This window comes from Pedobacter aquatilis (genome assembly GCF_032678405.1).
GTDB classification, from domain to species: Bacteria; Bacteroidota; Bacteroidia; order Sphingobacteriales; family Sphingobacteriaceae; genus Pedobacter; species Pedobacter aquatilis_A.
Genome location: NZ_JAVTSJ010000005.1, coordinates 72,407 through 85,432, shown reverse-complemented (window position 1 = coordinate 85,432; position 13,026 = coordinate 72,407). Strand labels below are relative to the sequence as shown.

11 protein-coding genes and 5 tRNA genes are annotated in these 13,026 nt (G+C 40.7%); 5 read left to right on the top strand and 11 right to left on the bottom strand.

The features are described 5' to 3' along the window. Positions 1 to 618 precede the first annotated feature (618 nt). Positions 619 to 691, bottom strand: a tRNA-Lys gene (locus tag R2R71_RS14115). Between the two features lie 203 nt (positions 692 to 894). Further along, positions 895 to 1,479: a YdeI/OmpD-associated family protein gene (locus tag R2R71_RS14110; RefSeq protein WP_316831922.1), complete on the bottom strand. Its 585-nt coding sequence runs from the start codon at positions 1,477 to 1,479 to the stop codon at positions 895 to 897. A gap of 250 nt (positions 1,480 to 1,729) precedes the next feature. Between R2R71_RS14110 and R2R71_RS14105 the strand changes: the two genes are divergently transcribed. Together R2R71_RS14105 and R2R71_RS14100 are read left to right on the top strand one after the other, a co-directional pair. Next, positions 1,730 to 1,957 (top strand): hypothetical protein, encoded by a 228-nt coding sequence (locus tag R2R71_RS14105; RefSeq protein ID WP_316831921.1) that lies wholly within the window; start codon positions 1,730 to 1,732, stop codon positions 1,955 to 1,957. 75 nt (positions 1,958 to 2,032) lie between these two features. Beyond that, positions 2,033 to 4,462 (top strand): outer membrane beta-barrel family protein, encoded by a 2,430-nt coding sequence (locus tag R2R71_RS14100; RefSeq protein WP_316831920.1) that lies wholly within the window; start codon positions 2,033 to 2,035, stop codon positions 4,460 to 4,462. Between the two features lie 175 nt (positions 4,463 to 4,637). Here R2R71_RS14100 and R2R71_RS14095 read toward each other — a convergent pair. From R2R71_RS14095 to R2R71_RS14075, 5 genes are all read right to left on the bottom strand, one after another. Then, positions 4,638 to 4,721 (bottom strand) — tRNA-Leu (locus R2R71_RS14095). Positions 4,722 to 4,770: 49 nt separating this feature from the next. Next, positions 4,771 to 4,843 (bottom strand) — tRNA-Gly (locus R2R71_RS14090). A 162-nt stretch (positions 4,844 to 5,005) separates the two neighbouring features. Continuing rightward, positions 5,006 to 5,089, bottom strand: a tRNA-Leu gene (locus R2R71_RS14085). A gap of 49 nt (positions 5,090 to 5,138) precedes the next feature. Beyond that, a tRNA-Gly gene (locus R2R71_RS14080) sits at positions 5,139 to 5,211 on the bottom strand. A 93-nt stretch (positions 5,212 to 5,304) separates the two neighbouring features. Then, positions 5,305 to 5,793, bottom strand: a complete 489-nt coding sequence (locus tag R2R71_RS14075) for a regulatory protein RecX (protein WP_316831919.1) — start codon at positions 5,791 to 5,793, stop codon at positions 5,305 to 5,307. 61 nt (positions 5,794 to 5,854) lie between these two features. On the opposite strand from R2R71_RS14075, the gene R2R71_RS14070 reads away from it, so the two are divergent. The 3 genes from R2R71_RS14070 to arsC all read left to right on the top strand — a co-directional run bounded on the left by R2R71_RS14070 (position 5,855) and on the right by arsC (position 9,473). Beyond that, complete coding sequence (locus R2R71_RS14070; protein WP_316831918.1) at positions 5,855 to 8,314, top strand: bifunctional UDP-N-acetylmuramoyl-tripeptide:D-alanyl-D-alanine ligase/alanine racemase; 2,460 nt, start codon at positions 5,855 to 5,857, stop codon at positions 8,312 to 8,314. A gap of 214 nt (positions 8,315 to 8,528) precedes the next feature. After that, the gene (locus R2R71_RS14065) at positions 8,529 to 9,119 is read left to right on the top strand and encodes a DUF502 domain-containing protein (protein ID WP_316831917.1); all 591 of its coding nucleotides are present in this window, start codon (positions 8,529 to 8,531) and stop codon (positions 9,117 to 9,119) included. Between the two features lie 9 nt (positions 9,120 to 9,128). Then, positions 9,129 to 9,473 (top strand): arsenate reductase (glutaredoxin), encoded by a 345-nt coding sequence (gene arsC / locus R2R71_RS14060; RefSeq protein ID WP_316831916.1) that lies wholly within the window; start codon positions 9,129 to 9,131, stop codon positions 9,471 to 9,473. 106 nt (positions 9,474 to 9,579) lie between these two features. Here the strand turns inward: arsC and R2R71_RS14055 are convergent, their stop codons facing one another. The 4 genes from R2R71_RS14055 to R2R71_RS14040 form a co-directional block, all read right to left on the bottom strand. Continuing rightward, positions 9,580 to 10,074 (bottom strand): hypothetical protein, encoded by a 495-nt coding sequence (locus tag R2R71_RS14055; RefSeq protein ID WP_316831915.1) that lies wholly within the window; start codon positions 10,072 to 10,074, stop codon positions 9,580 to 9,582. Positions 10,075 to 10,084: 10 nt separating this feature from the next. Then, positions 10,085 to 10,585 (bottom strand): hypothetical protein, encoded by a 501-nt coding sequence (locus R2R71_RS14050; protein ID WP_316831914.1) that lies wholly within the window; start codon positions 10,583 to 10,585, stop codon positions 10,085 to 10,087. A gap of 128 nt (positions 10,586 to 10,713) precedes the next feature. Further along, complete coding sequence (locus tag R2R71_RS14045) at positions 10,714 to 11,421, bottom strand: TIGR00730 family Rossman fold protein (RefSeq protein ID WP_316831913.1); 708 nt, start codon at positions 11,419 to 11,421, stop codon at positions 10,714 to 10,716. Positions 11,422 to 11,440: 19 nt separating this feature from the next. Continuing rightward, positions 11,441 to 12,949 (bottom strand): sodium:solute symporter, encoded by a 1,509-nt coding sequence (locus R2R71_RS14040; RefSeq protein ID WP_316831912.1) that lies wholly within the window; start codon positions 12,947 to 12,949, stop codon positions 11,441 to 11,443. Between the last annotated feature and the right edge of the window lie 77 nt (positions 12,950 to 13,026).

Below are 13,026 nucleotides of genomic sequence, written 5' to 3'. Positions count from 1 at the left end.
TCATCCTGAGCGTAGTCGAAGGATCTTTTTCGTCTCACACCTATTTTCAAAGATCCCTCTATTTCGCTGCGCTTCAATCAGGATGACGACAATAAACTAATGAGCAATGAACAGTTTTTAGTTGGCAGTTAAACAATTAACCGATTGAACAATTTCCAATAACCAATAATGTTAACTAAGAGATTATTAACTCCAAACGTCATGCTGAATTTATTTCAGCATCTCATGGAAGAGAGACCCTGAAACAAGTTCAGGGTGACGGACTGGAGCATCGTTTCGCTATGAAGGAGTCGTACCACTCAATCTGTCATCCTGAGCGTAGTCGAAGGATCTTTTTCGTCTCACGCCTAGCTAAAAAGATCCCGCTGTTCCGCTGCGCTCCAATCGGGATGACGAGTTGTGGAGCGTTAGGTATTTTTAAGGAGATTGCTTCCTCGTACCTCCTCGCAATGACGTGTTGTGGAGGTTGTCATCCTGAGCGTAGTCGAAGGATCTTTTTTATCCTACAACCACTTCAAAGATCCCGGTGTTTCGCTGCACTCCAATCGGGATAATGACTTTGGAGATAATGACGATGGCTTAAAACAAAAAAGCCTCACATTTCTGTGAGGCTTTTTGTGATCCCGCTGGGATTCGAACCCAGGACCACTACATTAAAAGTGTAATGCTCTACCAGCTGAGCTACGGAATCATTTCCTTTTGTTTAAGGAGGTGCAAATATAGAAATTAATTTAATTCGTGCCAACCTTTTTTTGAAAAATATTCAGATACAGTTTTAAGTGCTTTTAAATGTGTTATTTATATTTTTATAAAAATAGAAATTTTTGCTCGTTAAGCTGTCATTAACAAAAGATGATCAGATTGTAAATTAACGAAAACTTGATTTCTTTGTTTTTAATTATCGTTTAAGCCCTTGCCTTTTAAAATTAAGGGCATGTATTTCTCGATCCTTGCGCTGCGGGTTTTAATCTGCTTGGGCGCAGCGAAATGTAGGAGGTAAGCCCTTTGCCTGCCAGGTGTTAGTTTATAAAAGGCCGTTTTAAGTTCGGGGATGGCTTTAAGCATATTGTCGAATTCTTCGGGTACCGGAAATTCTTCCGTTTTCTTGAAATCGAAGGTTACGCCTGCTTTTTCGATTTCAATAGCCTGCTTAATGTAGTTTTTGATGTCGCTTGTTAAATCCAGTACTTCGCGAATATTGGTAAACCTGATTTGCCGGGCCAGCTGAACATTTTTGGTTTGCTGAATAAGGATACCCTTCTGGTCGCTAAGCTGGGCACCCCTGAAGAACAGGATGGCGCAGTATGCTTTAAAAGTATGGATCAATACAATGTTGTTGCCTTCATTGGTATAACAGGGGGTGCCCCATTTCAGTTCCTCTGTGAGGCCGCAATCCAATAGTATTGTTCTTAAATGTATTATTTCTTCCTGCCACTTTCCGGCTTTATCAAAGTAAAAATCAACTTTAGGGTTCATCATCTGTTTCAGGTATCAATTCCTGTTAAAATTAGCTTAAGCTTTTAGATCTGCTCCATTTTTTTTGAAAATATTTTCTCTTGCTGCTGAACAAGGTATCAGGCACCAGTGTGATGCTTGTACCAGATAGGGGGATGATCATTTTCTTTTATAAGTAGTTATTTGGAATAATTCTAAATAATACTACCTTTGAAGCCGGGTAGCCACATTGAAATCAGATTCGATGTGAAACTAAAGTAAAAGAGCTGTTCAGTTGGCCCTGAACAGCTCGCCCGGCGATGCCGGAACTTCTAACGTCAAATTAAAAGTAATGCAAAGTAATGAAATTTTGTTTAGGGGAATGCTATGTGTTCCTGTTTTTTCCCTCCGTGCCGGTGTGCATGTTTTTTTTAAATTATCTGGTTATGGCCACCTTAAGGGTTTTGGCCATGTGAATATTTCCGGTTCAGGCAGTTTACAGCCGGGAAGTTTTCTTCCTTAAAAGCACTTATTAACCTTATTTCTCTTATCTGTATAAATCAAGCGGGCTATTGCAGTCTGCCAAATCCTTATTAAAATGATGCGATCAGTATTTTTTATTCCGTTCCTTTTTTTGTTTCTATCCTTTAATTTTTCATCGGCGCAGTCGCTTACCGAAATTTCGGGAACCGTGATCGACTCGCTCTCCCGGCAACCCATGGAGTTTGTACAGGCAGGTCTTTTTGGTCACGATGGAAAGGTGATTGCCACCACGGCTACCAATGAAAACGGTGTTTTCCAGTTTACTGCCGCTTCCGGAACTGCGGCTTATATTAAGGTTTCCTTTGTGGGCTATAACAACAGGGAAGTTCGTTTTACCAACCAGAGTGGTAAACTCATTAAACTCCGTGATATCCTGCTGGTATCGGCGATTACCGACTTAGCGGAGGTTAAAGTTACCGGAACAAAGAAAACCGTTGTTCAGAAACCCGGCATGCTGGTGTACAATGCCGCTGATGATCCGGATAATAAGGGTGGTACGGCTGCGGATGTACTTCGTAAGGCCCCGGTGCTGAGCGTTGATGCACAGGGTAATGTCAGCATGCGTGGTAACCGGAATATTAAAATCCTGATTGATGGAAAGTATTCAGGACAGATGGCCAGGAGCGCTGCCGATGCCTTAAACATGATCCCATCGGATATTATTGCTTCCGTAGAAATTATTACCACGCCATCGGCGAAGTACGATGCGGAAGGTGCTGCCGGGGTAATTAATATCGTAACTAAAAAAGACCGTAAGCTGATGAATGGCTCGCTTGAGGCCTCGGTAAGTAATTGGGAGCAGGTGTTTAACCCGAGGATTTCGAGTACCAGTAAAAAATGGAACCTGAGTGCTAATGCGCACCTGCACCGCCTGCGTACGAAGAGCAGCAGCGACTATACACGCGAAAACTATAATGCGCAGGGTGGAGTTTCGTCAATACTCCTGCAGTCTAAATTGCAGGATAATACGGCACCTCATGGTTCGGCCAGCTTCTCCGTCGATTTTACGCCCGATACCCTGAACCAGTTTAGCCTGGGCTTTACCAGCTGGTTTGGTAACTGGCCTGAAAACACTTCGTTAAACAGCAGGGTACTTTCGGCAAGTGGTGCAATTATCGAAAACTATAGTCAAAGGGTTGATACCAGGGCAGGCTACCTTGGTGGCGACATTAATTTAGGTTATACCCGTAAATTTAAAAAGCCGGGCAGGGAATTTAATTTGCTGGCGCAGTTCTCGCCATCGAAAGATCATTCGGATTATGTTTCGGAGCAGGTGTCGCCGCAAAATCAACTGCTTTATAAGGAGCTTAACGAGAGTTATACCCGGAATTCGGAATGGACCTTTCAGGCAGATTACCTGCATTCATTCGATGCGAAGAAGAAATATACTTTTGAGGGTGGTTTAAAGCTGATTGACCGGAAGGTGAGCAACGATTACCAGGTGCAGGGGAGCAGCGCCTCAAACCCCGCGGTTTTAGTTCCTGTTGCTGCCCGCACCGATATTTTTGATTACAGCCAGGCGGTTTATGCCGCTTATGCCATCATGAAATTTAACCTGCCTGATAAATGGTTTTTAGAAACAGGGGCAAGGCTGGAGCATACGCGTTTAAGCGGCAATTTCGCATCGTCGGTGACAGGGTTTAATAAGAACTTTAATAATTTCATCCCTACGGCCACCATTTCGAAGAAGATCAACGATGCTCAATCGCTAAGTGCCAGCTATACCAAAAGGCTTACGCGTCCTTATATCTGGGATTTAAACCCAAACCCTGATGCCAGCGACCCTAAGAATATTGTAACCGGAAACCCGGCGCTTGATCCGGAACTGGCCAACCAGGCAGAAATTGCCTATTCGGTATCCCTGAAATCAGGTGCTTCCATTAATTCGGCACTCTTCTGGCGGCAAACCGATAATTCGATTGAAGAATACACAGTTACCGACCAGAATGGCATTTCTACCACGAGCAAGCAGAACCTTGCGGCGAGCAGGCAGCTTGGGCTGAACATTGCTGCCGGAATACCCATTACGTCGAAATTTAAAATCAACTCAAATCTGAACCTTTACCGCATGGATTTTAGCAGTGCCGGCCTGCAAATTGATAACCAGGGCTGGAACGGGCAGTTTAACATGAGTGCATCCTATAAATTGAGCGAAACCATGTCGGTACAGGCTTTCGGCGATTATGCCAATAGAACCATAACCTTGCAGGGTTATAAAACACCCCGTTCGTTTTACAGTTTAACCATGAAAAAGGAACTTCCGTTAAACAAGCTTTCTTTTATACTGGCTTTTTATAATCCCTTTAATAATACCATTAACCAAAGGGAAACCGTTAATGCCACTGCTTTTACCGCCAGCACTTATAACCGCCAATACTATCGTACGGTAAAGTTTACTGTAACCTGGGCTTTTGGGAAGCTTTTTGAGCAGAAACAGGGTAAAAAGATAAACAATGATGATGTTAAGGCAAGGCCTGCGGGTTAAGCGGAGTGATGTACTGAAATTAAAAAAAGCTATTCATTATGGATAGCTTTTTTTGGTTGGAGAGCATAAGGCACAAGCGGCACGCTTGCGCCAGCTAAGGGTTGTTGGATTGGCTAGTAAATCAGTAATGTAAAGGCACAAAAAAAGGAAACAAATTTTGTTTGTTTCCTTTGAGTACTCGGGGCGGGAATCGAACCCGCACGCCTTTGAAAGCACAGGATTTTAAGTCCTGCGTGTCTACCAGTTCCACCACCCGAGCAGGTGATTAACCTTTAAATATAAATGCCTTCTGGTAGGAAGGCATTTAGAGCGAAAGACGAGATTCGAACTCGCGACCCCGACCTTGGCAAGGTCGTGCTCTACCAACTGAGCTACTTTCGCATGTTTAATACAATCGCTGTATTCCCTTTGGGGTTGCAAATATAGAAAATAAAGTTTCGGTACCAAAAAATATTTTAAAATATTTTTGTGTGTGTTGAAATCAAATGCTTTGTAAATAAAAAAGCCATCATTGCTGATGGCTCTATTCGATTTTTTTTGAAGTACTCGGGGCGGGAATCGAACCCGCACGCCTTTGAAAGCACAGGATTTTAAGTCCTGCGTGTCTACCAGTTCCACCACCCGAGCAGGTGACTAACCTTTTAAAATAAATGCTTTCTGGTAGGAAAGCATTTAGAGCGAAAGACGAGATTCGAACTCGCGACCCCGACCTTGGCAAGGTCGTGCTCTACCAACTGAGCTACTTTCGCATTAACAAAACAACTAAGCCGTTTCGTTTTGGTGATGCAAATATAGAGAGATTTATATTTCTGTCAAGAGATTTTTTATTAAAAATTTAATATTTAGTTTAAATTGCTGGCTTTCAGTGTAAGTAAAATTAAATCATTTTCAAATCCCCTTCCCTGAAGATAGGCGATGAGCTTCATTTTTCTTTTTAAGGGGTTTGCTTCAGTCAAACTACCGGCTTTTTTAAGCGCTAAATTTTCTAAAGTCTGCAGGTAATCATCCTCATCTAAACTGTAAATTGCCTTCTGCAATAACTTATCGGGAACACCTTTCAGTTTTAAACCCTGTTTAATTTTTACCCGTCCCCATTTTTTGATGTTAAACTTGCCCGAAGCATATTGTTTTGCAAAGCGTTCTTCATTTAAAAAATTATTCAGGATGAGTTCCGTTAAAATTTCTTCCAGTTCATCACCACGTATTCCCCATTCGACCAGTTTATACCTCACTTCCTTTTGCGAACGTTCCTGGTAAACGCAAAAATTTTCGGCTTTTGCCAAAGCCTGTTTTTTATCTAATATTGCACCTTCTTGTTTGCCGCTTTTCATAATTAATTACTGAAATTCGTAAAAATAAAAACGATTACCGTATTTTTCTGAAGATAATCACATGCAGAACCCGATTTACACCATTTCCAGAATTGCCGAAATTTTAAATGCTGATACCAGATTAGTTAATGAAGAAGCCATTATCAGGTTTTTGATTATTGATAGCCGCTCGGTTTTAGTGCCTGAAAACTCCTTGTTTTTTGCACTTTCATCGCACCGCGACGGACATGAATTCATTAAAGATGCTTACCAGAAGGAAATCAGGAATTTTGTAATCACGGAAAGAAAATATGTAAGCCAGTATCCGGATTGTAATTTCATTATCGTTAATGATGCTTTAGCTGCCTTGCATGCACTGGCAACAGCACACCGGAACCAGTTCAATTTAAAAACCATCGGCATTACCGGAAGTAACGGAAAAACGATTGTAAAAGAGTGGCTGTATCAGCTTTTAGCGGTTGATGAGCATATTGTGAGGAGTCCGAAAAGTTATAACTCACAGATTGGTGTACCGCTTTCGGTTTGGCAGATTGAGGCCGATAACACCCTGGGGATATTCGAAGCGGGCATTTCTGCGGTAAATGAAATGGATATGCTTGCGGCCATTATAGAACCTAAAATCGGGATTTTAACCAATATTGGAGAAGCCCATGCAGAGGGGTTTTCTTCTAAAAGGGAAAAACTAACGGAAAAGTTAAAGCTTTTTAAAAATGCCGAGCTGTTTATTTACTCGCCTGATTACGTGAGCGAAGTAAATGTTAAAGATTTGCCTGGCAAACGGAAATTTAGCTGGAGTGGCATTCAGGCGGCCGATTTACGCATTATTGCCGTAGAGCCGATAGAAGGAAACTGCTATTTACGGGCCATTTACCAGGACAGGGAAATTGAGTGCATGCTGCCTTTTAAAGATAAGGCATCTATAGAAAACGGAATTATTTGCTGGGCAACGTTACTTGCACTGGGTTATACTGCGGAGCAGGCCGACTCAAGACTTGAAAAACTCAGTCAGGTGAATATGCGTTTAGAGTTGAAAAACGGCATTAACCAATGTTCTATTATTGATGATTCTTACAGTGCCGATATTTCTTCGCTGGCCATTGCGCTCGATTTCCTGAACCAGCAAAACCAGCATCCCAAGAAAACCGTAATCCTTTCGGAGTTATTTGAAACGGGGCAGGAGGATTTAGATTTATACACTGAAATTGCTGATTTACTTAGGCAGAAGAAAGTAACGAGGCTTATTGGTATTGGTACACACATTGCTAAGTATGCATCGCTCTTTAAGCTGGAAACACAGTTTTTTGATAGCACCAATGCTTTTATAGAAGCCTTTCCGGGTTTGCAGTTTAGCCATGAAACCATATTGGTAAAGGGGGCCAGGCGATTTGAGTTCGGGAGGATCAGCAAGTTGCTAACGCAGAAAATCCATGATACTGTTCTGGAAATTGATTTGAATGCCATGGTTGGTAACCTGCAGTTTTACCGTTCTAAAATTAAACCTGGCGTTAAAATTATGGCGATGGTTAAAGCTTTCTCTTACGGCAGCGGAAGCTTTGAGATTGCCAACTTATTGCAGTTTCACAAGGTGGATTACCTGGCTGTAGCCTATGCCGATGAGGGCATCGCTTTGCGAAAGGCCGGTATTAGTTTACCGATTATGGTGATGAGTCCGGAAGAATCGGCCTTTGAAGCCATTATCAGGCATAAGCTGGAACCCGAAATTTACAGCCTGGAGATTCTGCATAGTTTTGTGAATGCACTTTCGGAATACGATTTTGATTACCCGGTACACCTTAAGATTGATAGCGGCATGCACCGCCTGGGTTTTGATGAAACTGAGGTTGAGCCATTAATTGAATTCCTGCAAGGATCGCAAAAGATTAAAGTGCAGAGCATTTTCTCGCACCTGGTTGCCAGTGGCGAAGCCGAGCATGATGGTTTTACGCAGCAGCAGATTGATAAATTCAAATCAATTGCCCATCAATTGGTAAATACTTTGGGTTATAAACCTATTCTTCATATTGCGAATACTTCAGGCATTAGCCGCTGGCCTGACGCTCAAATGGATATGGTACGTTTGGGCATAGGTTTGTATGGTTTTGATGCCGGACTTTTAAATAACCGGGGTTTGCAAACGACCATGGTGCTGAAAACCACTGTTACACAGGTTAAAGTATTACAGGCGGGTGAAACCGTTGGCTACAGCAGGCGGGGGGTAATGCCTGAAGGCGGCAAAATAGCAACGGTTAAGATTGGCTACGCCGATGGCTATAACCGGGCCTTTGGTAACGGGGTAGGTAAAATGCTGGTTAATGGTTATCTGGTACCCACCATTGGTTCCATTTGTATGGATATGACCATGCTCGATGTCAGCGGAATAGACGTGAAACCTGGTGATGAGGCTATCGTGTTTAACCACGAACATAATATCATGGAGCTGGCAAAACAGATCAATACCATTCCCTATGAAATCTTAACCAATATCTCGCAAAGGGTTAAAAGGGTATATTTTTATGAGTAGTTAAGCGGTTTTCAGTTATCAGCTGGCAGTTTTCAGTTGAGAGTTACTAATGACCAATGACCAATGAACCATTGAACAGTTTTCAGTTTTCAGTTGAGAGTTACTAATGACCAATGAACCAATGAACTATTAAACAGTTTTCAGTTGGGAGTTACCAATGACAAATGAACCAATGACTAATGAACTATTAAACAATTTTGAATAAGTTTGCAGCATGAATAAAGTAGGGAAAGCCATTATTAACTATTTAATTAAAGGTTTATTAATTGTGGTGCCCATTGCTGTGAGTATTTTCATTGTAGTTTGGGCCGTTACCACGGTTGATAGCTGGTTAAATGTGAATAATATCCTTGGCGTAAATCCACGCACGGGCGAAAGCCGGAATATTCCGGGTTTAGGTTTGCTTACCGTTTTGGCGATTATTTTAGTTGCGGGGATTTTTGTGACGAATTTCGTAACTGAACCCATGTACAACTGGTTCCAGCGGATTATGCAACGATTGCCCTTGCTTAATTTCATTTATTCGTCTATTAAAGATTTAACCGAAGCTTTTGTAGGGGATGAGAAAAAGTTTAACCATCCGGTTTTGGTTGAGGTTGAAGGGGGGATGAAAAAAATTGGTTTCCTTACGCAGAACGACCTGAATAAACTTGATTTACCAGAAGAAGTTGCCGTATATTTTCCTTTGTCTTATTCCTTTGCGGGGCAACTTTGTATTGTGAGTAGAGATAAGGTTAAAGATTTAAATATGAGCGCTGCTGATGCCATGAAACTGGTTGTTAGTGGCGGTGTCAGCGGACTTTAAGTTTTATATATGATTCAGATTTACCATAATAACCGATGTACAAAAAGCCGCCAGGCATTTGAGGAACTGGAGAACAGCGGCAAGGCATTTGAAGTGATATATTACCTCGAAACACCTCCCGATGTAGCACAGCTTGAAACTTTGATCAAAAAGCTGAACATTAAACCTGTTGAGCTGATCCGTAAAACAGAAAAAATTTTCATCGAAAACTATAAAGGCAAAACCTTAAGCGATGTCGAATGGATTGAGGCCATGGTGAAGTACCCGATATTAATTGAAAGGCCAATTGTAGTTTCGGGCGATAAAGCCGTAATCGCAAGACCTACTGAGCGGATTAATGAGATTTTAGGCTAAATCTATACTTCAGGATCTTATCTGTTAGAGAGATACTGAACTAAATTCAGCATGACGGATGGTGGTGTTGTTTTCTTTTGATGTTGTTGTGCCATAATCTACCGGATTAAAAAATACTTCTTCCGGTAGATAAAATAAGTATAAACATAACAAAAGCAAAGATGATCCGGGTGTAATATTCCCTGATGAACAAACCTGTGAAAATTAATACGTCATCATCAGTATTGCTGTGGATAGCACCATTAGTGGTTGAGGCATTATAAATGATATGCTTGTCTTTATGATTATTTACCGACCACCTGCTTAACCAGCTGTTCTGAAAACTCCAGTCAAATTCTTCGCCTGTGGCTAAAAATATTTTTGCTTTAAAGCCTGTCCAATCGTAGCGTATGATGCCTAGAACTTCGTTTTTATTATTGAGGATTTTCGTTTCAGGTTTGGTATAGCCTTCACTTTTTAATAGGTAAATCCCTTTTTGCGTTGTGGCTATTGCCGAGTTTTTAAGCGAACTAAAATTGAGTGAAAATTTAAGCAATGCATTGCCAAATACCTGATAGTTACTATCAAATAAACCTTTCCTCCAATTTAATGTTTGCTCCATTTAATTTTTATTAATGATGTCTTGATGTTGTGGCTACCATTATTGGTACGAGACAAGCAACAAGAACAGCAGCTCTTTTGTTGTAAATTTGTTTAATAAATAATCCGGTAACGATTAATAATGGATGATCTGCATCAGCAGCTATGGCTCCGGTATTGCTGTTTGAATGGTATGAAATATTAATATCCTTATAATTTGACAAGGTAAATTGCGTTTTCCACATTCCTGCCGCTTTCCACTCGTATTGTTCGCCTGATTTTAAACTAATCAAAGCTTTCGATTTCCAGCTGTCGTAGGTAATTACTGCTACTAAATCATTTGTTTTGCGGTCGAAAACATTAGTCTTCGTTTGCCAGAACCCTTCATTCTGGAAGTAATAATTTTGGTCTTCAAAAAAAGAATTAGCATTGCTTTTCCAGGTTTCAAAGATAATGGCACCTTTTTGCAAGCCATCAATAAAAAGTTCAACATTCGAACTAAACCAATTTCTTTTCCAGTTTATAAATTTCATCGAAGGTAGCTTTTAGTTTTAGATAGGCATAATTTAAAGTTGTTACAAGGATAAGCTCAAAGCATAAAAAAAGTGCTTCCGAAAAGAAGCACTTTAAAGCAATTTAGTGTTTATAAAAACAGTTGATATTAGAAGTTTGGTTTCAATACATACTTATCGTAGAACCTGAAAATATGTTCTGCGGCTTCTTCAGCAGTATCAACCAGGCGGAATAAGTTTAGGTCCTCTTCATGGATATTGTGTTCTTTTTCCAGCATGGTTCCTCTAATCCAGTCGATTAATCCACCCCAGTAATCTTTACCAACCAGTACAATCGGGAAACGGGCAATTTTACCTGTCTGGATTAATGTTAAAGCCTCGAAAAGCTCGTCCATTGTTCCAAAACCACCCGGCAGCACCACAAAGCCCTGACTGTATTTCATGAACATTACCTTTCTTACAAAGAAATAGTCGAATTGAAGCAATTTGTTATGGTCGATATATTTATTGTGGAACTGCTCAAAAGGTAATTCAATATTCAAACCTACCGATTTTCCGCCATTGGTATGGGCGCCTTTGTTTCCGGCCTCCATAATACCGGGACCACCGCCGGTGATAACGCCATAACCACGGTCGGTTAATAATTTACCGCATTGTTCGGCCAGCTGGTAATACCTGTTTGTTTCGGCAGTACGGGCAGAACCGTAAATGGTAACACAGGGACCAATTTTTGCCAGTTTCTCGAAACCATCCACAAATTCGGCCATAATTTTAAAAATCTGCCACGAATCGGTTACCTTAATTTCCTGCCAGTCTTTATTTTCAAAAGCACTTCTGATTTTTTCTTCACTCGTCATATATTCTGTATTCTAAATATTAAAATCTGGTTTGCGCATCCGTTTTTTTGCTGATGAAAAGCAAACCAATAAAGGTGATTAAACCGTTAATTAAAATCAGTTCAACACTGAAAACGTAGCCACCTAATAATTCCTTTGAGTAGCTTGAAAGCAAGTAACATAAAAAAGGCGATAAAATGCAAACTATCGGCACTAATTTATCGTGCAAGCCGCGTTTTTTTACAAACAATCCAAAACTGTAAAGCCCCAGTAGCGGGCCGTAAGTATATGAAGCAATGGTAAAGATTAAACTTACCACCGACGAACTGTTTAAGGCGTTGATTACAATAATTACCAAAAACATAATGATGGAAAAGGCAATGTGTACCGTATGGCGTTTTGTTACTGCATTTGCCGCTTCGATATTGTCTTTTTTTGCCATGCCTAAAAAATCGACACAAAATGATGTGGTCAATGCAGTAAGCGCCGAATCGGTTGTGGCAAAAGTTGCTGCGGTTAAGCCCAGCATGAAAATAATTGCCGGTACGGCACCTAAATTATTCAAGGCTATTTCAGGAAATAATAAATCTGTTCGTGGTTTTCCGGTAATGTGATCCAATGGGATATCGATCCCGTTTTTAGCAGCGTAAATATAAAGTAACGCACCCACACTTAAGAAGAATACATTTAGGATTACAAATACCCCTGTAAAGGTGAACATGTTTTTCTGTGCTTCCTTAATGGTGCTCATGCTCAGGTTCTTCTGCATTAAATCCTGATCTAAACCCGTCATGGCGATGGTTACAAAAATACCACCGATAAACTGTTTGCCGAAGTGCCATTTGTTGGTTAAGAGATCGTCCCAGAAAAATATTTTGGAGTAGCTGCTGTTTTTAACGGTTTCAAAAGCCTGCGGGATATTATAATCGAGGCTACTGCAAATGAAATAAATGGTTAAGAAAACAGATAGTACCAGGAAGAACGTTTGCAAGGTATCGGTAATGATAATGGTTTTTAAACCGCCTTTAAAAGTGTACGACCAGATTAATCCCAGGGAAATCAGCACGGTAAGCCAAAATGGGATATGGTAATTATCGAAAATAAAGCGTTGTAATACAATAACCACCAGGTATAGGCGGGTTGCAGAACCCAGTGTACGGCTTAACAAAAATATAGATGCCGCGGTTTTATAGCTATAGTGGCCTAAGCGGCGCTCAATATAGCCGTAAATAGATGTTAAATTCATCCGGTAGTAAAGCGGCAGCAGCACTGTGCAAATAATGATAAAGCCTACCGCATTTCCTAAAACGAACTGAAAGTACTGGAACTGATTTCCTGCGGGCGCACCAACTTCACCAGGAACGGAAATAAAGGTTACACCGGAGAGTGCTGTCCCAATCATTCCGAAAGCAACCAAATACCATTTTGAATTCCGGTTGGCAACAAAAAATGAGTTGTTATCCGACGAATCTTTTGAAGTTACAAACGAAATAATAATCAGCAATAAAAAATAACCGATGAGGAAACAAAGTAGGATGGTTGGTGACATAGTTTTATGTTAAGCTGATAAATGTAAGAAATTACGATTTAATGTCAATAGCAAAAGCGGTTCATTAATTCAATTGT